General features: G+C 71.9%; 19 protein-coding genes and 1 pseudogene. 8 read left to right on the top strand and 12 right to left on the bottom strand.

What is annotated here, in order from left to right; translation table 11 throughout:
- Positions 1 to 101 precede the first annotated feature (101 nt).
- From VGE38_RS00320 to VGE38_RS00300, 5 genes are all read right to left on the bottom strand, one after another.
- On the bottom strand, positions 102 to 1,256 hold the full coding sequence (locus VGE38_RS00320; protein WP_331140532.1) for a hypothetical protein: 1,155 nt from the start codon (positions 1,254 to 1,256) through the stop codon (positions 102 to 104).
- Positions 1,257 to 1,267: 11 nt separating this feature from the next.
- Positions 1,268 to 2,413 (bottom strand): hypothetical protein, encoded by a 1,146-nt coding sequence (locus tag VGE38_RS00315; protein WP_331140531.1) that lies wholly within the window; start codon positions 2,411 to 2,413, stop codon positions 1,268 to 1,270.
- 23 nt (positions 2,414 to 2,436) lie between these two features.
- Positions 2,437 to 3,540, bottom strand: coding sequence for a hypothetical protein (locus tag VGE38_RS00310; protein ID WP_331140530.1), 1,104 nt, complete (start codon positions 3,538 to 3,540; stop codon positions 2,437 to 2,439).
- A 5-nt stretch (positions 3,541 to 3,545) separates the two neighbouring features.
- Positions 3,546 to 4,550, bottom strand: a complete 1,005-nt coding sequence (locus VGE38_RS00305) for a hypothetical protein (protein ID WP_331140529.1) — start codon at positions 4,548 to 4,550, stop codon at positions 3,546 to 3,548.
- A 63-nt stretch (positions 4,551 to 4,613) separates the two neighbouring features.
- Positions 4,614 to 5,813, bottom strand: a complete 1,200-nt coding sequence (locus VGE38_RS00300; RefSeq protein WP_331140528.1) for an acyl-CoA dehydrogenase family protein — start codon at positions 5,811 to 5,813, stop codon at positions 4,614 to 4,616.
- A gap of 200 nt (positions 5,814 to 6,013) precedes the next feature.
- On the opposite strand from VGE38_RS00300, the gene VGE38_RS00295 reads away from it, so the two are divergent.
- Positions 6,014 to 7,264: an endonuclease/exonuclease/phosphatase family protein gene (locus VGE38_RS00295; RefSeq protein WP_331140527.1), complete on the top strand. Its 1,251-nt coding sequence runs from the start codon at positions 6,014 to 6,016 to the stop codon at positions 7,262 to 7,264.
- Between the two features lie 3 nt (positions 7,265 to 7,267).
- Here VGE38_RS00295 and VGE38_RS00290 read toward each other — a convergent pair whose 3' ends face one another.
- Entirely contained in the window at positions 7,268 to 8,395 is a 1,128-nt protein-coding gene (locus VGE38_RS00290; RefSeq protein ID WP_331140526.1) for an endonuclease/exonuclease/phosphatase family protein, read from the bottom strand.
- Between the two features lie 109 nt (positions 8,396 to 8,504).
- Here VGE38_RS00290 and VGE38_RS00285 point away from each other — a divergent pair, with 109 nt between their 5' ends.
- The 5 genes from VGE38_RS00285 to VGE38_RS00265 are packed head-to-tail and all read left to right on the top strand — an operon-like array spanning position 8,505 to position 13,840.
- Positions 8,505 to 10,433, top strand: a complete 1,929-nt coding sequence (locus tag VGE38_RS00285) for an endonuclease/exonuclease/phosphatase family protein (RefSeq protein WP_331140525.1) — start codon at positions 8,505 to 8,507, stop codon at positions 10,431 to 10,433.
- A 20-nt stretch (positions 10,434 to 10,453) separates the two neighbouring features.
- Positions 10,454 to 11,701 (top strand): magnesium transporter MgtE N-terminal domain-containing protein, encoded by a 1,248-nt coding sequence (locus VGE38_RS00280; protein WP_331140524.1) that lies wholly within the window; start codon positions 10,454 to 10,456, stop codon positions 11,699 to 11,701.
- Complete coding sequence (locus VGE38_RS00275; protein ID WP_414690879.1) at positions 11,694 to 12,254, top strand: DUF1003 domain-containing protein; 561 nt, start codon at positions 11,694 to 11,696, stop codon at positions 12,252 to 12,254. Before VGE38_RS00280 ends, VGE38_RS00275 begins: the two co-directional genes overlap by 8 nt.
- An 11-nt stretch (positions 12,255 to 12,265) precedes the next feature.
- Positions 12,266 to 13,435, top strand: coding sequence for an Mrp/NBP35 family ATP-binding protein (locus VGE38_RS00270; RefSeq protein WP_331140523.1), 1,170 nt, complete (start codon positions 12,266 to 12,268; stop codon positions 13,433 to 13,435).
- Between the two features lie 15 nt (positions 13,436 to 13,450).
- A complete protein-coding gene (locus VGE38_RS00265; RefSeq protein ID WP_331140522.1) occupies positions 13,451 to 13,840 on the top strand; it encodes a sec-independent translocase in 390 nt (129 codons plus the stop codon).
- Between the two features lie 48 nt (positions 13,841 to 13,888).
- Here VGE38_RS00265 and VGE38_RS00260 read toward each other — a convergent pair whose 3' ends face one another.
- Positions 13,889 to 14,425 carry a hypothetical protein gene (locus tag VGE38_RS00260; protein ID WP_331140521.1) on the bottom strand — a complete coding sequence of 179 codons (537 nt, stop codon included), beginning with the start codon at positions 14,423 to 14,425 and terminating at the stop codon, positions 13,889 to 13,891.
- 134 nt (positions 14,426 to 14,559) lie between these two features.
- Here VGE38_RS00260 and VGE38_RS00255 point away from each other — a divergent pair, with 134 nt between their 5' ends.
- Together VGE38_RS00255 and VGE38_RS00250 are read left to right on the top strand one after the other, a co-directional pair.
- Positions 14,560 to 15,228, top strand: a complete 669-nt coding sequence (locus tag VGE38_RS00255; RefSeq protein ID WP_331140520.1) for a LysM peptidoglycan-binding domain-containing protein — start codon at positions 14,560 to 14,562, stop codon at positions 15,226 to 15,228.
- Entirely contained in the window at positions 15,225 to 15,737 is a 513-nt protein-coding gene (locus VGE38_RS00250) for an Rv3235 family protein (protein WP_331140519.1), read from the top strand. Before VGE38_RS00255 ends, VGE38_RS00250 begins: the two co-directional genes overlap by 4 nt.
- 160 nt (positions 15,738 to 15,897) lie before the next feature.
- Here the strand turns inward: VGE38_RS00250 and secA are convergent, their stop codons facing one another.
- From secA to VGE38_RS00225, 5 genes and pseudogenes are all read right to left on the bottom strand, one after another.
- A complete protein-coding gene (secA, locus tag VGE38_RS00245; protein ID WP_331140518.1) occupies positions 15,898 to 18,699 on the bottom strand; it encodes a preprotein translocase subunit SecA in 2,802 nt (933 codons plus the stop codon).
- 55 nt (positions 18,700 to 18,754) lie between these two features.
- A complete protein-coding gene (locus tag VGE38_RS00240; protein WP_331140517.1) occupies positions 18,755 to 19,942 on the bottom strand; it encodes a winged helix-turn-helix domain-containing protein in 1,188 nt (395 codons plus the stop codon).
- A 151-nt stretch (positions 19,943 to 20,093) separates the two neighbouring features.
- Complete coding sequence (locus VGE38_RS00235; protein ID WP_331140516.1) at positions 20,094 to 20,774, bottom strand: response regulator; 681 nt, start codon at positions 20,772 to 20,774, stop codon at positions 20,094 to 20,096.
- A 122-nt stretch (positions 20,775 to 20,896) separates the two neighbouring features.
- A complete protein-coding gene (gene hpf / locus VGE38_RS00230; RefSeq protein WP_331140515.1) occupies positions 20,897 to 21,532 on the bottom strand; it encodes a ribosome hibernation-promoting factor, HPF/YfiA family in 636 nt (211 codons plus the stop codon).
- A gap of 379 nt (positions 21,533 to 21,911) precedes the next feature.
- A pseudogene (locus tag VGE38_RS00225) lies at positions 21,912 to 22,309 on the bottom strand (hypothetical protein); the annotation flags it as partial.

Genomic DNA, 22,309 nt, shown 5'->3' with positions numbered 1-22,309 from the left:
TGGATCCCCTTCATCGGTGCGACAGAGCGGGACCATGATCCCGAGAACCGGCGCCCGAGGGGAACGGCGTGCGCGGTGGGATAAGTCATACCCGCGGGTAACTAAGTCGTGGTACGGCGCCACCGCGATCGCCGCCCGGACGGCCGTCGCGCCTCGAGCTCGGCGATGCGCCGCTCGAGGTCCGCGACCCGGGCGCGGTGCTGGTCACGCCGCTCGGCGATGCCGGCGAGCAGCGCGACGGTCGCCTCGAGCGCCTCGTCGAGCAGGACCTCCTCCGCGACCGCGGGCCGCACCGCGTCCCCGCTGTCCTCCTGGGCGTCCTGGCCGTCCGGGTGCTCGCCGACCAGCAGGTCCGCCAGGTCGCCGACGACCTCGAGCCCGGCGACCGTCCGCAGGTCGGCCACCACCGCGGCGGCCTGCTCGGCGGCACGGCGGCGGTCGGTGCCGGTGAGGACCAGCGGTGTGCCCGGCCGCCCGGCGAGCACGTCGCGGACGTAGCCCCGGCGTACGGCGGCCGGGTACGGGCCCGGCCGCGCCAGCCGGTCCCCGAGGGCCGCGTTGAGGCGGCGCAGCAGCTCGACCTGCTCCAGTGCGAGCGACTCGTTGCCGCGGACCTCGAGCGCGAAGTCGCCGTGGGGCAGCCCGAGCACGCCGGCGAAGCGTTGCCACAGCAGGTCGCGCGGAGCACCGGGCGGTGGGACGGTGACCAGATGGACGCGTCCGGCCGGCAGCCCGGCGCCCCAGCGGCGGGCGAGGTCGGCGTACCCCTGGACCCGCTGCACGAAGCGGCCGTAGCCGCGCTCCGGGTCGGCCGCCTCGTCGAGGAAGTCCGCCAGCGTCACCGTCGAGCGGCCCTTGACCGACTCCTGCCACAGGCTGGGCAGCTGGCGGCCGTGGTCGCGGGCCGTGATGACGACGTGCACCTCGGCGCCGAGGTCGGCGAAGCCGGCGACGGCGCGGGCCGCCTGATCGTCCTCGGCCAGGCAGAGGTGCTCGTCGGAGAACAGCACGTCGCCGTCCCAGCCCGCAGCCGCGGCGAGGGCCCGCGACCACCAGCCGGTGACCGGCGTGCCGTCGAAGGCGACGCCTCCGGTCTGGTGCAGGTCCAGGGCGGCGTACCGCTGCTCGCGGGCCGATCCGAGCGGCAGCAGCAGCCCGTGCGCCTCGCCACGGTCACGCTGGCTCCACAGCACCCGCTGCACGAACGTGCTGCCGGTCTTGGGGCTGCCGATGTGGAGGAACGCCCGCCGGACCATGGCCAGGAACCCTAGCGAAGGCACCTCAGCCGAACCCACAGCCGGCCGATTCGGCTGGTCGCCGACTCGGCGGTCTCCAGCTCCCGGAGCCGCTCCTGCAGCGCAGCGACCTTCTCCTGCTGCCGCCTGCGCCGGGCCGGCACCTCCTCGAGCAGGGCGATGGTGGCCTCGAGGGCCTCCTCGAGCAGCACGCCGGCGGGGACCGGCTCGCGCGCCGAGGAGATCCCGGCCGGGTCGCCGTCGGCCACCAGCAGCTCGTCGAGGTCGCCCACCACGTCGACGCCCAGCCGGCGCAGGTCGGCGACGCCGCGGGTCGCCCATTCCTGGGCGAAGGCGAGGTCCGCGCCGGCCAGGGTGAGGCTGCGGCCCGGGCGCTGGGTGAGGATCTGGTGCGCGTAGAGGCCCTTGACGATCTGCGGGTAGGGACCCGGGCGGGTCAGCCGGTCCTCGCCGAGCGCGACGTTGACGCGACGCAGCAGCTCGACCTGCTCCACGCCGAGCGACTGGTTGGCGCGCACGGCCAGGTCGAACCGGTCCGCCGTGAGCCCGAGCAGGCTCGCGAACCGCTGCCACAGCAGGTCCCGCGCGGCGCCCGGTGGCGGCACCGTCACCACGTGGACCTGCTCGGAGGGGAGGTCGCCGGCCCAGCGACGCACCTGGGCGCCGTAGTCCTCGACGTTGCGCAGGTAGCGGCCGACCGAGCTCTCGGGGTCGCCGGCCTGCGCCATGAACTCCGCGAAGCCGAGCGACCCGCGGATCTTGACCGTCTCCTGCCAGTGGGCGGTGAGCTGGCGGCCGATGTCACGGGCGGTGAGCACGACGTGGACCTCACGGCCCTGGTCGGCGAACGCGGCCACGGCCCGCCGCGCGTCGTCGTCGCCCACCAGGCAGAACAGCTCGTGGGAGACCAGCACGTCGCCCTCGGCGCGCCCGGCCGCCGCGACCAGTCGGTCCCACGCCCCGCTGGCGTCGGTGCCGTCGGGGGCCGGCGCGGCGGCGTGGCGCAGGTCGAGGGCGGCGTAGAAGTGGTCCTTCACCGATCCCAGCGGCAGGGTCAGGCCCTGGTCGGCGACCAGGCCGCGGTGACGCCACAGCACCTGCTGCAGGAACGTCGTGCCCGTCTTGGGGGCACCGATGTGGAGGAACACGCGCGCCATGGCCGCGACCCTAGGGCACCGCGTCAGCCCTGCTCCAACGCCCGGATCCGCTCGCGCAACCTGGCCAGCTCGGCGTGGTGGCGGGCCCGCTCCTCCGCGAGCGTCTCGAGCAGTCCGACGGTGGCCTCGACCGCCTCGGCGAGCAGCCGCTCGTCGGCCACCTGCTGCCGCGCGTCGCCGGCCGATCCCACGTCGTCGGCCACGAGCAGATCCGTCAGCGCTCCCGCCAGCTCCACGCCGTCGGCGCCGACGAGGTCCTCCAGCGCGGCGACCTGCTGGCGGGCCCGGTCCCGCGCGAAGGCCAGGTCCGCGCCGCCCGCCGCGATCCGGCGGCCGGCCTGCCGGGCGAGGACGCGGCGCGCGAACAGCCCGCGTACGACGGGCGCGTAGCTGCCCGGCCACGGCAGCCGCTCCCCGAGCCGCTCGTTGAGGCGTCGCAGCAGCTCGAGCTGCTCGGCGCCGAGCGCGTCGTTGGCCCGCACGTCCAGCTCGAAGGCGTCGGCCGGAAGTCCGAGCACGCCGGCGAACCGGCGCCAGAGCAGGTCTCGGGGCGCACCCGGCGGCGGCACGGTGACGAGGTGCCGGCGCACGCCCGGACCGCTCCACCGGCGCAGCAGCCCGGCGTAGTCCTGACGGTCCTGGAGGTAGCCGGCGAACTCGCTGCCGGGCTGCTCCAGCTGCGCCATGAACTCGGCGAACGTGAAGGACCGCCGCCCCTTGACCGCCTCCTGCCACACCGCGGGCAGCTGGCGGCCCAGGTCGCGGGCGGTCACCACGACGTGGACCTCGCGGTCCGAGCCGGCGAGGTCCGCGAGCGCCCGTGCCGCCGCGGCGTCGTCGAGCGCGGCGAACATCTCGTGCGACACCAGCACGTCGCCGTCCCAGGCGGTCAGGGCCGCCAGCAGCCGGTCCCAGCTGCCGGTGACCGGGGCGCCCTCGGGTGCGGTCTCGATGCCTCGCAGGTCGAGGGAGGCCCGGAAGTGGTCGCGCACCGAGCCCAGCGGCAGCAGCAGTCCGTGCTGCACGGCGAGCTCCCGCTGCCGCCACAGCACCTGCTGCAGGAACGTCGTGCCCGTCTTCGGGGGGCCGATGTGGAGGAAGGCGCGGCGGCTCACGGTGGTCGTCACGGGACTCACCGCGCGGTGTCGCGGCGCAGCAGCTCGGCGAGCGCATGCACCGCGGCGTCGAGCTGGGCCTGCTCGGCCACCCGGTCGGCGTCGACGCCCCGCACCGACACCGGGGTCAGGTCGTCGAGGTCGCCCACGACGCGCACCCCCGCGTCGACGAGTCGCGACAGCTCCGCACGCAGCGCGGCGGCGCGCCGGCGTACCCACCGCGGGACGCGGACGCCGATGGTCTCCTCCGCGGACCGGTGACCGGCCAGCACGGTCTTGGCCAGTCCGAACTTCACGCGGTCGGAGTACTCCGGCCAGGGCAGGTCGCCCACCGCGTCGTTGACGCGCCGCATCAGCGCCGCGGAGGCGGCGCCGAGCGACTCGTTGCTGGCCGGCACCGGCGGGCAGCAGTCGACCGGGACCCCGGCCGCCTCGCAGAACCGCTCCCACAGCGTCTCGGGCGCGGCCCCCGGCGGCGGCAGGGTGACGATCGTGGTGCGGGCGGCGCCGACGGCGTCGCTCCAGCGGCGCACGACCGCGCCGGCGTCCTGCTGCCGCCAGAAGTTGGTCCCCGGCCCCTCCCCCCGCCGTACGCCGGCGAGGTACTCGCGCCACGACCAGGACTTGCCGTTCTTGAGGCTCTCCTGCCACATCGCCGGCAGGGTGCGGCCCAGGTCACGGACGGTGACGACCACCTCCACGGTGCCGGCCGGGAAGGCTCCGACGACGGCGGCGATGCCGGGCTCGGACGCCGGGCCGAGGAACTCCATCGAGATCACCGCGGTGCCGGACCAGGCGCGGACCTGGTCGGCCATGCGCTCCCAGGCGCCGTCGAACTGGCCCTGGGCGCGCTTCTGGACCCCGATCGCGTCGCTGACGGCGACCACCTGGTCGCGCCAGGTGGTGCCGGGGAACAGCACGTCGTGGCGGGCCAGCTCCTCGGGCGCGGCGACCATCCGGTCCTGGACATAGCTCGTCCCGGACTTCATCAGCCCCACGTGCAGGACGACCCGGTCAGCCACGAGGACGCAGGCTACCCCTGCCTGTGCTCGCAGCCGGACCGGGTCGCCCGGGCCGAACGGGCCTCAGCCCTTCAGCGCGTAGTCCTTGAGCAGGCTGCGGCCGATGATCATCTTCTGGATGTCGGAGGTGCCCTCGCCGATGAGCATGAACTTGACCTCGCGCATCAGGCGCTCGATCTCGTACTCCTTGGAGTAGCCGTACCCGCCGTGGATGCGGAAGGAGTCCTCCACGACCTCGTTGGCGTACTCCGAGGCGAGCATCTTGGCCATGCCGGCCTCGACGTCCATGCGCTTGCCGGTGTCCTTCAGGCGCGCCGCCCGGACCATCATCGTGTGGATGGTCTCGACCTTGGTCGCCATCTCCGCGAGGCGGAACAGGATGGCCTGGTGCTCGGCGATCGGCTTGCCGAAGGTCTTGCGCTGCTGGGCGTAGGCGACCCCCAGCTCGAAGCCGCGCCAGGCCAGGCCGCACGCACGGGCCGCGACGTTGACGCGACCGACCTCGACGCCGTCCATCATCTGGAAGAAGCCCTTGCCCGGCGTACCTCCCAGGATCTGGTCGGCGCCGATCTTGTGGTCCTCGAGGATGAGCTCGGTCGTCTCGACGCCCTTGTAGCCCATCTTGTCGATCTTGCCCGGCACGGTGACGCCCTGGGCCGTCTCGCCGAAGCCGGCCTCCTTCTCGACGAGGAAGGTCGTCATGTTCTTGTAGACCGAGTCGGCACCCTCGTCGGTCTTGGTCAGCAGCGCGACCAGGGTCGAGCTGGCGCCGTTGGTGAGCCACATCTTCTGGCCGGTGATGGAGTACGAGCCGTCCTCGAGCCTGGTGGCCTTCGTGGAGACCGCGGAGACGTCGGAGCCGAGGCCGGGCTCGGACATCGAGAAGGCGCCGCGGACCTCACCGGTGGCCATGCGCGGGAGGTACTTCTGCTTCTGCTCCTCGGTGCCGTGCTGCATCAGCAGGTAGGCCACGATGAAGTGGGTGTTGATGACCCCGCTGACCGACATCCAGCCGCGCGCGATCTCCTCGACCACGAGCGCGTAGGTCAGCAGGGACTCGCCCAGGCCGCCGAACTCCTCGGGGATGGTGAGGCCGAAGACGCCGAGCTCCTTGAGCCCGTCCACGATCTCCTGCGGGTAGGTGTCAGAGTGCTCGAGCTCCTGGGCGACCGGGATGATCTGCTCGTCCACGAAGACGCGGACCGCCTTCAGGATCTCGGTCTGGTCCTCCGTGAGTCCGTCGGTCTGGCACAGGCGACCCATGATGCTCCTCGTCAGGCTGGTAGTGGTCGCGCCGAGGTTACCCGTTGGTAGGCCCAGCGCCCTTGTGTCCTCGTTCACACTGCTCCCGCTCCCCTGGTGCCGGGAAGTCGGCGTGGGCGTGATAGTGCGATTCGGTCCCGCACGTACCCAGTCGCTACCATCCCAGCACCCGGGGTCCCGCCCGGGCACCGGGAGGTCGCATGGCACGGCGAGCGGGCGCACGTCGCGCGCCGAAGCGTGCCCGCACCCACGGCCCGCATCGTGGCCCCCAGCACGGTCCCAGCGGCAGCCACAGCCACCGCAAGCCCCCGCAGTCGACGACCGAGAACGTCGCCAAGCGGATCGGCGCCGTCGGCGTCGCCGCCGCCCTGCTGGTCCTCGGCACGCTGCTCGGCGTCGAGCTGGGGACCGACCGCACCACCTTGTCGCTGTTCGAGCCCGACGCCAGCAGCTCCTCGTCGGCCCCCGGATCGGATTCCGGGTCGGATTCCGGATCGGAGACGAGCGCGGCGCCGGTCCCGACCGTCGTGGTGCCCGGGGTGGTCTTCGACCAGCGCATCCTGACGGTCGCGGAGCTGACGCGGAAGTACGCCAAGCGCGACATGACGCTGGTCGACGGCGACCCGATGCAGCCGACCACCTTCGTCATCTCGTCGTTCAACATCCTCGGCTCCAGCCACACCGGCAAGAAGGGCGCGGCCGCCGGGCCGGCCCGGGCGGCACGGGCCGGCGCACTGGTGCGCCGCAAGGGCGTCAGCGTCGTGGGGCTCCAGGAGTTCCAGTCCAACCAGATCCGGCCGTTCCTCTCGGCCGCCGGTGGCTTCCAGGCCTACCCGGGCAGCAGCCAGGGCAACCTCGACGCGGAGAACTCCATCGCCTGGGACCCCGGCGACTGGGAGCTGGTCCGGGCGCACACACACTCGATCCCGTACTTCGGGGGCAAGGGCCGCAACATGCCCTACGTGCTGCTCCGCAACCTGCACACCGGGCGGATGGCGTGGTTCTCGAACTACCACAACGCCGCCGACGTGCACGGCCCGGCGCAGCGGTGGCGGGAGGCGGCGACGGCCAAGGAGGCGGCCCTCGTCCGCGAGCTCACCGCCGACGGCACGCCGATGTTCACCACCGGCGACATGAACGAGCGCGGCAGCTACGCCTGCCGGTTCTCGGCCGCCGGCATGCACTCCGCCGACGGGGTCCGCACGGTCGACGGCGCCTGCCAGCTGGTCGGCAACCTGTGGATCGACTGGATCTGGGGCTCGGCCGCGGTCACCTTCGACGACTACGAGCGCGACTACTCCCCGCGCAACGGCCCGCGCATCTCCGACCACCCGATCATCACCGCGACGGCGACGATCGAGCCGGCCAAGGACAACGAGAAGTGCGCCAAGCACGTCCGCGACGGCAAGGCCTACTACTTCTGCCCCGATCCGACGGCCGACGAGGACTGACCCTCAGTCGAGGACCATCGCGGTCGCGGCGTACAGGGCGTGGTCCGACGCCAGCCGGTTGAGCGGCCCACGGTCGCTGACGTAGCCGGAGAACGACACCTCCCGGGTGCCGACGATCCAGTCGATCGGGGTCGGTCGCGGCGGCGCGCAGCCCTCCGGGCCGTACGCGCCCCCGTTGGCGAACCGCACCGGGAGGGCGGCGGCGATCGTGCAGAAGAACGCCGCCTTGGCGTTCATGTCACCGGTGAAGACCACGGGCGTCCCGTCCGCGTTGAGCTTCCCGATGGCCTCGATCTCGCGTTGCAGGGCCGCCGCGCGCCAACGGTCGTTGCTGCCACCGCACACCGCGCACCCGCTGGCCGGGTTGTGGACGTTGAGGAACCACACCCGGCGCCCGGTGGCGCGGTACTGCAGCAGCACCACCGGTGTCCGGACCGTGCTGCCGCCGAAGTAGGGCACCGGCACCGAGCCGGTGTCGACCAGCTCCCACACGTCGGTGCGCCAGGCGATGGCGCGCCGGCCATCGGCGGTCTCGTCCCCACCCGCCGGGAACCGCGCCCAGCGGCCGCCGACCAGCCGGTCGAAGAGGTCACGCTGCGGCGGCTCGAACTCCTGGAAGCCGACCACCTCCACCTGGTGGTGCTCGAGGAGGCGTACGGCGTGGGGCAGCCGCTCGGCGTAGGACCGCTTGAGCCGGGAGTCACCACCCCGGCGGGTGTGCGAGGCGCCGAGGAGGTTGAAGGTGGCCACCCGGAACATCGTCGGGCGGGCGGCGGCGCTCTGCGCGGCTGAGGCCAGCGCGGACGCGTCGGGCGCCAGCCGCTGACCCGGGGTGGCGGTCGGCAGCGTGGCCGTAGGCGCCGGCGCCGCGGTCGCGGTGGGCGACCCCGACGACGACCCCGACGGCGATTCCGGGGCCGCCGGCGTCACGCTCTGGCTCGGTGAGGGACCGAGCGAGGAGTGGACGACCGGGCCGCCGCTGCCGCCTGGCTCCTCCTGGGCACGCTCGGCGCCGTCGTCGCCCAGCAGCGCCTGCAGGGCGACCAGTCCGCCGAGGAGCGCCACGATGAGGACGGCGACCAGCAGGTCGAGCAGCGGTGGCCGCCGGGAGGCCGACGACGTCCGGGTCATGCGGAGAATTCCACCAGATCACCGGCAGGACTGCTGGTCTATACCAGAAATCCCAACTGCCACATTAGTATCAACAGCGCCCGTGCCGTCTTCCCCGACTGGAGCACCGATGCCGGACCGCACCCCGACGACGACGCCCGCCGCGGCCCCTCTTCTGCGCCAGGCCCGCCGTGCCGTCCGCCTGCTGACGGGCGTCACCACGACGCTCGCGCTCGCCGGCGCGCTGCTGGTCGCCGGCGCTCCGGACCGCGCGGCCGAGCGGGCGCCGGAGTCGCTGCGGCTGACCGCCGGGGGCGTGCAGCCGCCCGGGCCGACCCGGTTCCGGATCAGCACGTTCAACGTGCTCGGCTACGGGCACACCATGCCGGGCGGCCGCAAGGGGTACGCCGACGGCCGGACCCGTCAGTCGATGGCCAACCAGCTGATCCGAGCCCAGGGACTGGAGATCATCGGGTTCCAGGAGATCGAGTCGCCGCAGATCGCGCAGTTCAAGGCTGAGCTCGGCGCCAGCTACGAGATCTGGCCGGGCCGGACCGACTCCCGGCAGGGCTACCACCCCAACGTCGACGGCAACAGCATCGCGTGGCGCAAGGACATCTGGAGCCTGGTGTGGACCCGGTTCTACAAGGCGCCGTACTTCAAGGGCGCCCTCTACGACCGCCCGATCGTGATGCTGCAGCACAACGTCACCGGCCAGCGCATCATCGTGAGCAACACGCACAATCCCGCGAACTCGTTCGGCGACGCGCAGGCGCTGCGGAACCAGGCGGTCGCGATCCAGGCCGCGACCTTCAACGCGCTGCGCGCCGAGAACCCCGGCGTGCCGATCCTGTTCACCGGCGACATGAACGACACCCAGCGGTTCTTCTGCCCGTTCGTCCGCAAGACCGGCTACGCCTTCCAGGCGGCCAACGGCGGGGTCGTCGGCCCGTCGTCGTGCACGCTGCCGCGGACCCGGTTCATCGACTGGATCATGGGCACCAAGGACCTGGCCTTCGACAACTACCAGCAGCTGCGCACGCCGTACATCAAGCAGGTCACCGACCACCCGCTGATCTGGGCCGACGCGACCATGCGGTCGCCGGCGTTCCAGGCCTCGGGCCTGCAGCGCGCGGTGGTGCTCGACATCGCCGGACTGCCCTCCGCCGCGCTGTCGACGCGGTACGCCCGGCACATCCCCAATCTGCGCCACCTGCTCGCGGCCGGCTCGGCCACCCTCAACGCGCGCACGACGCCGGAGGCGACGGCGTCGCTGCCGAACCTGGTCTCGCTGCTGAGCGGTCGTCCCGTCGACCGGCGGTACGGCGGCCACGGCACGCTCGGCGGCAAGCCCCGCACCGTCGGGAAGGCCGCCGGGCGCTACGTGAAGTCGGTCTTCGACGTGGTCCACGACTGGGGTCGCTCGACGAGCTTCATGTCCACCGACCGCGCCGCCGGCATCGTGATCCGCTCCTGGAGGACCTCCGGCGCGCCGGACAACCAGGGCGTTAGCTACGGCAGGAGCAAGCTGACGGTCGCCAGCCTGCGCCGCGACGACGCCGCGATGACCAAGGTGCTCAAGGCGCAGCTCAAGCGCGCGCCGCGCACGCTGTCGGTCGCGCACTTCACCGGCCCGCGCACCGCCGGCACGAAGTACGGCTTCCTCAGCAAGCGCTACCTCGCGGCGCTGCGGCGACTGGACCGGCAGGTCGGGCAGATCCGCCGCACGATCCTCGGCTCGCCGCGGCTGGCCCGCTCGACGATGCTGGTCGTCACCGGCGACTCCGGGGGTCACGGGAAGCGTGCCCGGGGCCGGGCCGCGTCCAACTACACCGTCCCGTTCGTCGTGTGGGGTCACGGCATCCCGGGTGGACAGGACCTGTACGCCCTCAACCCCGCCTACCAGAACCCCGGCGCCGGGCAGCTCGGCCTGACCGGCCCGCAGCCCATCCGCCCGGGGGTCGTGGCCAACCTCGTGACCGCCATGCTGGGCCTTCCGACCGTCCCACGGTCGGTGCTGAACAGGTCCCAGGACTTCAACGTGCTCGTGCAGCCCTGATCGGGCGATAGCGTTCGCCCGTGAGCACTGCCCCCTCGCGCGTCTACGCCGCCCGCCTGGTCGGCCTGCCGATCTTCGATCCGCAGGGCGACCAGGTGGGCAAGGTGCGTGACCTCGTGGTCTCGCTGCGCTCGGAGGGAAGCCAGCCCCGAGTGCTCGGCATGGTCGTGGAGGTGTTCGGGCGGAGGCGGATCTTCGTGCCGATGACCCGCGTCACCACCATCGACAGCGGCAGCGTCTACACCACCGGCCTGCTCAACATGCGCCGCTTCGAGCAGCGCTCCACCGAGACGCTGGTCATCGGGCAGATGCTGGACCGGCAGGTCACCATCACCTCCACCGGCGTCACGGGCACCGTCTACGACGTCGGGATGGAGCAGGCCCGCAACCGCGACTGGGTCCTCTCCCGGGTCGCCGTGCAGGAGCCCGCCAAGGCGCTGCGTCGCCGCGGCCAGACCCACGTCGTGGAGTGGAACGACGTGGTGGGACTGGCCCACCGCTCCCCCACGCAGCCGGCCACGCACCTGCTGCAGGCGATCAACGAGCTGCGGCCCGCCGACGCCGCCCACATGATCCACGGACTGCCGGCCGAGCGCCGCCGCCAGGTCGTCGCCGGACTGGACGACGAGCGGCTCGCCGAGGTCCTGGAGGAGCTGCCCGAGGACGACCAGGTCGAGATCCTCGCGGCGCTCGACTCGGAGCGGGCCGCGGACGTGCTCGAGGAGATGTCGCCCGAGGACGCCGCGGACCTGATCGCGGAGCTGCCGCCGGAGACCGCCGCCACGCTGCTGGACCTGATGGAGCCCGAGGAGGCCGAGGACGTCAAGCGGCTGATGTCGTACGCCGAGAACACCGCCGGCGCGATGATGACGCCCGAGCCGGTCATCCTCGGTCCCGACGCAACCGTCGCCGACGCGCTCGCGCACGTCCGCAACCCCGAGCTCACCCCCGCACTCGCCGCGCTCGTCTACGTCTGTCGCCCGCCGCTGGAGGCACCGACCGGCAAGTTCCTCGGCGTCGCCCACATCCAGCGACTGCTGCGCGAGCCACCGTCCTCGCTGGTGGCCGGTGCGCTCGACACCGACCTGGAGACGCTGCGCCCCGAGGACACCCTCGACGAGGTGGCGGCCCACCTGGCGACGTACAACCTCGTGGCGGCGCCCGTCGTCGACGAGGACGGCCGCCTGGTCGGCGCGGTCTCCGTGGACGACCTGCTCGACCACATGCTGCCGGAGAACTGGCGGGACCGGGCGGTGCGCCGTGGCTGACCGCACCGAGCCCCGCGTGCGGCTCGACACCCCGCGCGACACCCGCCGGCAGCTCGTGCGCCGGCCCGCCTTCGAGCGCGACGCGTTCGGCAGGTTCGCCGAGAAGTTCGCCCGCTACATGGGCACGGCCCGGTTCCTGATCTGGATGACCGGCGTGGTGCTGGCCTGGGTCGCCTGGAACTCGCTGGCCCCCGCCGACCTGCGCTTCGACAAGTTCCCGTTCATCTTCCTGACCCTCGCGCTCAGCCTGCAGGCGTCGTACGCCGCGCCGCTCATCCTGCTCGCCCAGAACCGGCAGGAGGACCGCGACCGCGTCATCGCCACACAGGACCGCCAGGTCGCCGGGCAGGCCCGCGCCGACATGGAGTTCCTGGCGCGGGAGATCGCCTCGCTGCGGATGACGCTCGGCGAGGTGGCCACCCGCGACTGGATCCGGTCCGAGCTGCGCTCGGAGCTGCGCTCCCTGCTCGCGGACCTCGAGGAGCGGACCGCCGGCCGCGAGCCGGACGGCGAGGGTGCTCCCGACGAGGGCGAACCGGCCGCCCCCCGTTAGGCTTGAGGATCATGAGCACCCTGTTGGACGCGGTCAACGCCGCGCTCGCGACCGTCAACGACCCCGAGATCAAGCGCCCGATCACCGATCTGGGCATGGTGGAGTCGGTCGAGGTCGACCCCGCGGGCGTCGTGCACGCCAAGGTGCTGCTCACCGTCGCCGGCTGCCCGCTCAAGGACACCATCAACCGCGACGTGACCGCGGCACTCGACAGTGTCGAGGGCGTCACCGGTGTGGACCTGCAGCTGGGCGTGATGACGCCCGAGCAGCGCTCCGCGATGCGGGAGTCGCTCACCGGCGGTGCCGCACAGCGCGAGATCCCGTTCGCCAAGCCGGGCTCGCTGACCAAGGTCTTCGCCATCGCCAGCGGCAAGGGCGGCGTCGGCAAGTCGTCGGTCACCGTCAACCTCGCCGTCGCGATGGCAGGCCAGGGCCTCAAGGTCGGCATCGTCGACGCCGACATCTACGGCCACTCGGTCCCGGCCATGCTCGGCATCGCCGACTCCCGGCCGACCCAGGTCGACGACCTGATCATGCCGGTACCCACCGCCTCGGGCGTCTCGGTCATCTCCATCGGGATGCTCAAGCCCCGTCGCGACCAGGTCGTCGCCTGGCGCGGCCCGATGCTGGACCGCGCCCTGGTGCAGATGCTCGCCGACGTCTACTGGGGCGACCTCGACGTCCTGCTGCTCGACCTTCCGCCGGGCACCGGTGACGTCGCGATCTCGCTCGGGCAGCACCTCCCCAACGCCGAGATCGTCGTCGTCACGACCCCGCAGGAGGCCGCCGCCGAGGTGGCGGAGCGGGCCGGCACGATGGCCGAGATGATGCACCAGCGCGTCGTCGGCGTGGTCGAGAACATGAGCTACCTGCCCTGCCCGCACTGCACCTCGGAGGCGCCCGATGGCCCAGTGCACCGGCTCGAGATCTTCGGGTCGGGCGGCGGCGCCCGGGTCGCGCAGACGCTGTCGCAGCGCTTCGGCACCGACGTGCCCCTGCTGGGCCAGGTGCCGCTGGAGATGTCGCTGCGCGAGGGCGGTGACGCCGGCAAGCCGGTCGTCGCGGCCGACCCCACCGCACCGGCTGCGGCCATCCTCACCCAGGTGGCCGAGAAGCTCGCCGGGCGCTCTCGTGGGCTCGCCGGACTGCAGCTCGGCCTCACTCCCACCAGCAAGCTCTGAGTCCAGGGCCGCGTCGTGTTCGGCATCGGGCTGGCGGAGCTCGCGGTCATCGCGTTCGTCGCCGTCATGGTGTTCGGGCCTGACCGGCTGCCCGAGCTCGCCCGCCAGGCCGGCCAGTTCGTCCGTCGCCTCAAGGCGCTGGCCGACGGCGCGCGGGACCAGATCCGCGAGGAGCTCGGTCCCGAGTACGCCGACCTGGAGCTGAGCGACCTCGACCCCCGCGCCTTCGTCCGCAAGCAGCTCGCCACGGCGCTCGAGGACGATCCCGACGACCGCGACGCCACCACCGCGCCCGACGCCGGCTCGCCCGGGACCGATGCCGACTGGACCTACCCCCGCCCGCGCCGCGCCGTGACGGTCCTCGCCGCCGGAGAGATCCCGCCCTACGACCCCGACGCCACCTGACCCGTTGAGACCCGGGTTCCCGTGGGTTGAGCCCCGGGTTCCCGTGGGTCAGGGACGGCTCTGCACCGCCGCCAGGTTGTCGAAGGGCACCAGCACGACGCGCGCCGGCTCGCCGCTCACCACCTCCACGAAGTCGCCGCCGACCCTCCGCAGCACGCCCTCGTGGCGACGTCCGTCCACCAGGTGGAGCAGGCACCGCTCCTCGCCGTCGGCGAGCCGACGCAAGGCCGAACCGAGCCCCAGCCTCGCGACCACGGGCCAGGCCACATCCGGTACGCCGCGCTCGCTGGCGCCCCGTACCGCCGTGACCGCTGCCTGCCGCACCACCCAGTCCTGCCCGGCCCCGCTGACCAGCAGCCACCCGGTCGCCACCCTCTCGAGGACGCCCGCCACGGTTCCAACGCCCAGGAGGTCGACCGCGACCTCGGCGCCGACCGAGGCCATCAGGCGCGCGGCGAGCGTGACCTGCTGGTACTCCGCCCGCATCCGGTCGGCGAGCTCGGCCTCGCGATCGCGAGCGAACGCCGCCTCCGCCTGGCCCTCCAGGTCGTCGAGGAAGGCGAAGAGCTCCTCTTCCCAGCCCATGGGCCGAGCGTGGCACCTCCGGCCCTGACCACGCCAGCCCTCCACAGCCGGCAGGCGCGCTCGTTGACAGCGGCGTCAAATGCGGTGTCCCATGGTCAAACGGACGCAAACACACGCTCATAGGGGCTCTCGGGATGATCTGGTTACGCACGCTCGCGCTCTGGCTGGCCGCCTCCGCACTGCTGCTGGGCGGGACGCCGCGGCTGCTGACCGGCGTCGGGACCGGCGCGACGTTCGCCGACACGCTCGTCGCGGGCTGCCAGCTCGCGCTGTTGGGCTGCGCCGGCTGGGCCTGGCTGGCGGTGACCGCCGTCGTCGTCGAGGTGCTCCGCGGCCACCCGAACGCCGCGCGCCGCAGCAGGGCCGTCCCCCGACCGCTGCGGCGCGCGGTACTCCTGGCCTGCGGGGTGGCGCTCACGACGAGCGGAACGGCTATCGCCGACACCCCGCAGGACGCCCCGCGCGACGCCTCGTATGACGCCTCGTATGACGCACCGGCCGAGGTGCTTCTCGCCGGCCTGCCCTACCCCGCACGCGCCCACGACGCGACGGCGCCCGCCGCGACAGCCCCCGGCGCGACAGCCCTCGGCGCGACCGGCGCGACCGTCACGGTGCGCCCCGGTGACTCGCTGTGGTCGATCGCGGCCCGCCGACTGCCCCGGGGTGCCAGCGATGCCGCCGTCGCCCGCACGAGCGCTCTGCTCCACCGGCTCAACCGGGACGTCATCGGCGACGACCCGGATCTCATCCATCCCGGGCAGCGCCTGCGCCTGCCCGACCGAACCCTCAGGAGGCCCTCGTGACCGACTCGCTCCCGGCGACGGCCGTCGTCCCTCTCCGTCCCGCGCCCATCGCCGTCGTGCAGGGGACGCTCGCGCTGGAGCTCCAGCCCCGCACCGAGCCGCCCCGTCCGCGGGTGGACCGTCCGGGCGCCGGGTCCGACGTGGTGTGCATCGACCGCGGCGTACGCCGGGACGCGGAGGCCTGGTCGTGTCGGTTCGTCCAGGCAGCCGTCGAGATCGTCGGTGGGGACCGCCCTGCGACGCAGCTGGTCCGCTGGACGACCTCGGAGGTCTACGCCGACCTGGTCAGGCGGGCGCAGCTGGTCGCGCTGGCCGGCGGGCACCAGCCCGGCCAGGCGCGGGTGCAGCCGGTGCGGCCCAAGGTCGTGGGCATCCGCACCTGCTTCGTCGCTCCCGGCACCGTCGAGGCCGGTGTGCACATTCGCTACGGTCACCGCTCGCGCGCGGTCGCCGCCCGCTTCGAACGCCGTCAGGACCGCTGGCTGTGCACCGCCCTGGAGTTTGCCTGAGCAGCCGTCCGCGAGGGACGAGCGGACGGCGTGGGCTCAGGCAGGTCGAGCAAGCGTCGCGACCGAGCCTGCGAGGTCGCGACAGCGCGTCGAGACCCAGTCGATCCAGAGGACCGACCAGGTCTCGATACGCTCGCTGGCGCTCGCTACTCGGCCAGCGTCAGCCGTTGCTGCCCGTCTTCAGCCCCGTGGGGCCACCCGGACGCCCGTGGCACTGCTTGAACTTCTTCCCGGAGCCACACGGGCAGGCCTCGTTGCGGCCGACGCCGGCGTACGGGTCGGCGGTCGGCACGGCGGCCTTGACGGCCTGCTCACCCTGCTCGTCGGGAGCCGAGTAGGCCAGCGCCTGCGGGGTGCGCGGCCGGTCGAGGCCCTTGGCCTTGATCTGCGGCTGCGAGGCCGCCTGCAGCGCCGCGGAGATGTCGGCCAGACCGTTCTCGTCGATCTCGAGCTCGAGCTCGGGCTCCTCCTCGACCTGCACCTCGAGGTTGAAGAGGTAGCCGACGGTCTCCTCCTTGATGCCCTCCATCATCGCGGAGAACATGTCGAAGCCCTCGCGCTGGTACTCGACGAGCGGGTCGCGCTGGCTGTAGGCGCGCAGGTAGATGCCCTCGCGCAGGTAGTCCATCTCGTAGAGGTGCTCGCGCCACTTGCGGTCCAGCACCGAGAGGACGACGCGACGCTCGAGCTCGCGCATCACCTCCTCGCCGACCTCCTGCTCACGGGCGTCGTACGCCGCCTGGGCGTCCGCCTTGAGCCGGGCGACGAGCTCGTCGCGGTCGAGGTTCGCCTTGCCGCCGACCTCGTCGGCGAGCGACTCGTGGCTGAACGACACCGGCCACAGCTGCTTGAGGTCGGTCCAGAGCTGGTCGAGGTCCCAGACCTCGGCGAACTCCTGGGTGCCGGCGAGCACGACCGAGGTGACGACGTCGTCGATGAACTCGCGGATCTGCGACTCGAGGTCGGCGCCCTCAAGCACCTGCCGGCGCTCGGCGTAGATGACCTTGCGCTGGCGGTCCATGACGTCGTCGTACTTGAGGACGTTCTTGCGGGACTCGAAGTTCTGCGACTCCACCTGCCCCTGCGCGTTGGCGATCGCGTTGGTGACCCGCTTCGCCTCGATCGGGACGTCGTCCGGGATGCGGAGCACCTGCAGCACCCGGTCGACCCACTCGGACTTGAACAGCCGCATGAGCTCGTCCTCGAGCGAGAGGTAGAACCGGGACTCGCCCGGGTCGCCCTGACGGCCGGAACGACCACGCAGCTGGTTGTCGATGCGGCGGGACTCGTGCCGCTCGGTGCCGACGACGTACAGACCGCCGAGGGAGGTGACCTCCTCGTGCTCGGCCTTGACCCGGTCGCGCAGCTGCTCGAGTGTCGCGGGCCAGGCGGCGTCGTAGGCCTCGGCCGTCTCGCCGGTGGGCTCGAGTCCCTGCTTGCGCAGCTCGAGGTCGGCCAGGAACTCCACCGAGCCGCCGAGCATGATGTCGGTGCCGCGGCCGGCCATGTTGGTCGCGACCGTGACCGCACCCTTGTGGCCGGCCATGGCGACGATCTTGGCCTCGTCGGCGTGGACCTTGGCGTTGAGGACGCTGTGCGGGATGCCCTTCTTCTTCAGCAGCCCGGAGAGGTACTCCGACTTCTCGACCGACACGGTGCCGACGAGCACGGGCTGGCCCTTGGCGTGGCGCTCGGCGATGTCGGCGGCGACGGCTTCGTACTTCGCGACCTCGGTGCGGTAGACCAGGTCGGGCTGGTCGACGCGGGCCATCGGCTTGTTGGTCGGGATCGGCACGACGCCGAGCTTGTAGATCTTGTCGAACTCCGAGGCCTCGGTCATGGCCGTGCCGGTCATGCCGGAGAGCTTCTCGTAGAGCCGGAAGTAGTTCTGCAGCGTGATCGTGGCGAGGGTCTGGTACTCCTCGCGGACCTGCACCTTCTCCTTGGCCTCGATGGCCTGGTGCAGGCCGTCGTTGTAGCGCCGGCCCGAGAGGATGCGGCCGGTGTGCTCGTCGACGATGAGCACCTCGCCGTTGATGACGACGTACTCCTTGTCCCGGCGGAACAGCTCCTTGGCCTTGATCGCGTTGTTCATGAACGAGATCAGCGGCGTGTTGACGGAGTCGTAGAGGTTGTCGATGCCGAGGTGGTCCTCCACCTTGGTGATGCCGCCCTCGAGCACGGAGATCGTGCGCTTCTTCTCGTCGACCTCGTAGTCGACGTCGCGCTCCATCTTGGCGACGATCTTGGCGAACTCGCCGTACCACTTCACCTCGTCCTGGGTCGGACCGGAGATGATGAGCGGGGTCCGGGCCTCGTCGATGAGGATCGAGTCGACCTCGTCGACGATCGAGAAGAAGTGGCCGCGCTGCACGCACTCCTCGATCGAGGAGGCCATGTTGTCGCGCAGGTAGTCGAAGCCCAGCTCGTTGTTGGTGGCGTAGGTGATGTCGCAGTTGTAGGCCTCGCGGCGCTCCGCGGGCGTCATCTCCGGCAGGATCACCCCGACGGTCAGGCCGAGGAAGTGGTGGATGCGGCCCATCATCTCGGACTGGTACTGGGCCAGGTAGTCGTTGACCGTGACGACATGGACGCCCTTGCCCGCCAGCGCGTTGAGGTACGACGGCAGCGTGGCGACCAGCGTCTTGCCCTCACCGGTCTTCATCTCGGCGATGTTGCCCAGATGCAGCGCCGCGCCACCCATGACCTGGACGTCGTAGTGCCGCTGCCCGATGACGCGCTTGGCAGCCTCCCGGACCGTGGCGAACGCCTCCGGCATCAGGTCGTCGAGGGTCTCGCCCTTCTCCAGCCGCTGCTTGAACTCGTCGGTCATCCCGCGCAGCTCGTCGTCGCTCATCTTGACGAAGTCGTCCTCGATGGCGTTGACCGCCTTCGCGATCGCTTCGAGCTGGCGCAGGATCTTGCCCTCGCCGATGCGGAGAAGCTTGTCGAGAATGGCCACGATGGTCTGACTCCTAGGAAGGACCGAGCAGAGAAGAGGGCTGAGCGGCGCCACTCTACCCAGCGAGGCCCAGCAAGGGGGGTGCAAGGTCGCCGACCGGTTCAACCCTGATGCCGCTCAGCCCCAGCCACCCGGCGAGCCGGAGCAGCTCGGCGGCGAGCTCGGAAGCGGTCTCCGGCGGTGCGCCCGGCTCGGCGTACGCCGCCTTGACGAGCAGCACCGACGCCTGCCGGTCGGCCTTGAGGTCGACGCGGGCGACGATGCGGTCGCCGAGCAGGAAGGGCAGCACGTAGTAGCCGTGCACGCGCTTGTGGGCGGGCGTGTAGATCTCGATGCGGTAGTGGAAGTCGAACAGCGCCTCGGTGCGTGCCCGCTCCCACACCACCGGGTCGAACGGGCTGAGCAGGGCGCGGGCCGCGATCCGGCGTGGCAGGCGCGCGTCACGGTGGAGGTACGCCGGCCGGCGCCATCCCTCGACGGCGACCTGCTCGACCTCCCCGGCCTCGACCAGCGTCGCCAGCGCGCCGGCCGTGGCGGCCACCGACATCCGGTAGTAGTCGGCGATGTCCTTGGCCGTGCCGACGCCGTGCGAGCGCGCCGCCCGGCGCACCAGCTCCAGCTCGGCCTCCGCCTTCGTGGGCGTGGGCTGCTCGAGGACGGCACGCGGGATGACCCGCTCGGGCAGGTCGTAGCGCACCTCGAACTGGCCGTTGCGGCCGGCGACGGCCAGCTCGCCGGTCATGTAGAGGTAGTCGAGCGCGATCCGGGCCTGGGACCAGTTCCAGCCCCAGTGCTCCTTGGTGCGCGGAGCGCCGGTGTCGAGGTCGCGGGCGGTCAGCGCGCCACGGTCGCGGATCTCGGCGATCAGCCCGTCGTGCAGGTCGGTCGGCACCTCCTTCCACCACTTGAACTGCCGCTGGCGGTAGTGGTCCATCCGGTGCTGCATGTGGGGCCACAGCTCGACGGGCATGAACGCCTGCACGTGTGCCCAGTACTCCACCACCCGTCGCGGCGCGCGCTCGGCGGCGCGGTGCAGCAACCCGACGTCGTAGGGGCCCATCCGGGAGTAGAGCGGCATGTAGTGGGCCCGCTGCAGCACGTTGACGCTGTCGATCTGCAGCACGCCCGTGCGCTCCAGCGTGCGCTGGAAGGTGCGCATCGTCGGCACTGCGTGGGCCGGGTCGAGGAATCCCTGCGCCGCGAGCGCGACGCGACGAGCCTGGGCGAGCGACAGCGACTGCACGGCGAGCAGCCTAGGCGCAGCCGCCGACAATCGTTCTCGACGGCCGACTGGGTTTCGAGACGCGTCACGCAGCCCTTCGCAAGCTCAGGTCTGCGTCGACGCTCCTCAACCTGCCTCGCTGTTCGTAGCCCGACCTCGTTCCTCGGTCGGCCTACGGCAAGTCAAGCAGCTTCTCGCGCACGGCGTACATGACCGCCTCCATGCGGGAGTGCAGCTGCAGCTTCTCCAGCATGTTGCGCACGTGGTTCTTGACGGTGTTCTCGGAGATGAACAGCTGCTTGGCGATCTCGCGGTTGTTCAGCCCCTTGGCCACCAGCCGCAGCACCTCGAGCTCGCGCTCGGTCAGCCGCAGGCCGGGCACGTGGTCGCGCTCGGGACGCGACATCTGCTTGAACTCGTCGATGAGCTTGGCCGCCATCGACGGGCTGATGAGCGACTGGCCGTCGGCGACGACGCGGACGGCCTGCGCCACCTCGTCGATCGAGGAGTCCTTGAGCAGGTAGCCGGAGGCGCCGCTCTTGACCGCCTCGTAGAGGTCGGCCTCCTCGTCGGAGACGGTCAGCATGATGATCCGGGCCGTGGGGACGGCCTCCTTGATGGCGCCGCACGCCTCCAGGCCGGTACGGCGCGGCATGCGGATGTCGAGCAGCACCACGTCGGGGGCGACGGTGGCCGCGATCTTGGTGCCCTCGTCGCCGTCGCTGGCCTCGCCGACGACCTCGATGCCGGTCTCGGCGGCCAACAGCATCGTCAAGCCCCGCCGGAAGAGCTCCTGATCGTCGACAACGAGGACCCGGATCGGCTCGGCCGCCGTGGCGTGAGGGCTGGACACAGCAGAATCATGGCACGTCCGGGTCATGTAGGTCCCATCCTCCTTGACGGATCTGACCGGGCGGACTGGCCCTTTCGGGCCAGCCCACCCGGACCATTCCCGCATTGCGGAAACGTGTCGACTCAGTCCCCGGTGTCCAGATCCAGGCCGATGACGCCGTAGTCGTAGCCCCTGCGGCGGTAGACGACGCTGGGCCGCTCGGTCTCCTTGTCCACGAACAGGTAGAAGTCGTGGCCGACCAGCTCCATCTCGTAGAGCGCCTGGTCCAGGGTCATCGGCGCCGCGGCGTGAACCTTCTCACGCACCACCAGCGGGCCGTCGCCGGTGACCGTGATCGGTCCGACCTGCCGTTCGACCGGCGCCTCGGTGTCGGTGGCGGTCGACTCCTCCAGCAGCCCGTCGACGGGCAGGTCGGCCAGCGCCTGGCCGACCGAGACCGGCGTACGTCGGCCGCGGTGGACGCGTCGCCGGTCGGCGGCGCGGCGCATCTGCGCGGCCATCTTGTCGAGCGCCAGGTCGAGCGCCGCCATCTTGTCCTCGCCGGCCGCCTCGGCCCGGATCACCGGGCCCTTGGAGAAGCCGGTCAGCTGGACGTGGACCGCTCCCTTGTGCTGCCGACCATTCGGCTCGCAGTCGACTTCCACATGGACGCGCATGATGCGGTGGTCATGCTTCTCGAGTCGCAGCAGCTTGTCGTTGACGTGGCTTCGGTAGCGGTCGGAGATGTCGCAGTTACGCCCGGTGACGACGACTTCCATGTGGGCCTCCCAGCACTAGACGCGCGGCGATCGACGCCGCTCGGTCGGGTGGAGCGGCGGGGCTCTTCTTGCCCGCCGACGGAGCCTCGATCCTTCGAGGCTGAGATGGAGTCCGTCCGGCCGACCTGGTCTTCGACCCCACAATCGCCTGCTGAGGCTTCCGCAGCTCATCGCCACTACCGGCCTTCTCCCGACGCTCCGCCGTATCTGACGGCGGTGCCGAGGCAGGACTTACGTCTAAGCCGCACCGTGATCCCCAGTTGCCTGGGTTACGTGGACCGCTTCGCCTGCGACTGGCATCGGCTAGCCGCCCGCGCGCCCGGTCGAGGGGCGCCTGGACGACGCAACCACGGACCCGGACGGACTCCATACAGAGACGTTAGTCCCCTCCCCTGCCCGAACAAAGGGAAGGTCCCGATCCCTGGCCCTCCGGTCCCGATCCCCGTCCCCGATCTCGTTCCGGTTCACAGCCTGGACCCACGCCCGATCGACGGCGAGTGGCGGCGACCGCGGCGATGGCCGCCACCGGGACGCCCACCGCGGCCAGCGCCCGCTGGGCCTCACGTGCGGTCGCCCCGGTGGTGACGACGTCGTCGCACACCACGACGCCGGCCCGCGGCAGGTGCCGGGCCAGCCGGGCCAGTCCGACCGACGGGCAGGTCATCGACCCGGCCAGGTTCGCGGCGCGGGCGCCCGCGTCCAGACCGGCCTGGTCCACCAGGCCCGGACGGGTCCGTAGCAGCGCGGCGGCGCGCACGTCGTGACCGGCACCCCGCA

This window comes from Nocardioides sp., from assembly GCF_036405735.1.
GTDB lineage: Bacteria > Actinomycetota > Actinomycetes > Propionibacteriales > Nocardioidaceae > Nocardioides.
This window is presented reverse-complemented; position numbering and strand designations above follow the sequence as displayed.

Coding starts and splice junctions, on each gene's coding strand:
- VGE38_RS00260 (WP_331140521.1), bottom strand. CDS start 14,425: ATGGGCTGGGAAGAGGAGCTCTTCGCCTTCCTCGACGACCTGGAGGGC.
- VGE38_RS00320 (WP_331140532.1), bottom strand. CDS start 1,256: ATGGTCCGGCGGGCGTTCCTCCACATCGGCAGCCCCAAGACCGGCAGC.
- VGE38_RS00270 (WP_331140523.1), top strand. CDS start 12,266: ATGAGCACCCTGTTGGACGCGGTCAACGCCGCGCTCGCGACCGTCAAC.
- VGE38_RS00315 (WP_331140531.1), bottom strand. CDS start 2,413: ATGGCGCGCGTGTTCCTCCACATCGGTGCCCCCAAGACGGGCACGACG.
- VGE38_RS00290 (WP_331140526.1), bottom strand. CDS start 8,395: ATGACCCGGACGTCGTCGGCCTCCCGGCGGCCACCGCTGCTCGACCTG.
- VGE38_RS00295 (WP_331140527.1), top strand. CDS start 6,014: ATGGCACGGCGAGCGGGCGCACGTCGCGCGCCGAAGCGTGCCCGCACC.
- VGE38_RS00255 (WP_331140520.1), top strand. CDS start 14,560: ATGATCTGGTTACGCACGCTCGCGCTCTGGCTGGCCGCCTCCGCACTG.
- hpf (WP_331140515.1), bottom strand. CDS start 21,532: ATGGAAGTCGTCGTCACCGGGCGTAACTGCGACATCTCCGACCGCTAC.
- VGE38_RS00300 (WP_331140528.1), bottom strand. CDS start 5,813: ATGGGTCGCCTGTGCCAGACCGACGGACTCACGGAGGACCAGACCGAG.
- VGE38_RS00285 (WP_331140525.1), top strand. CDS start 8,505: ATGCCGGACCGCACCCCGACGACGACGCCCGCCGCGGCCCCTCTTCTG.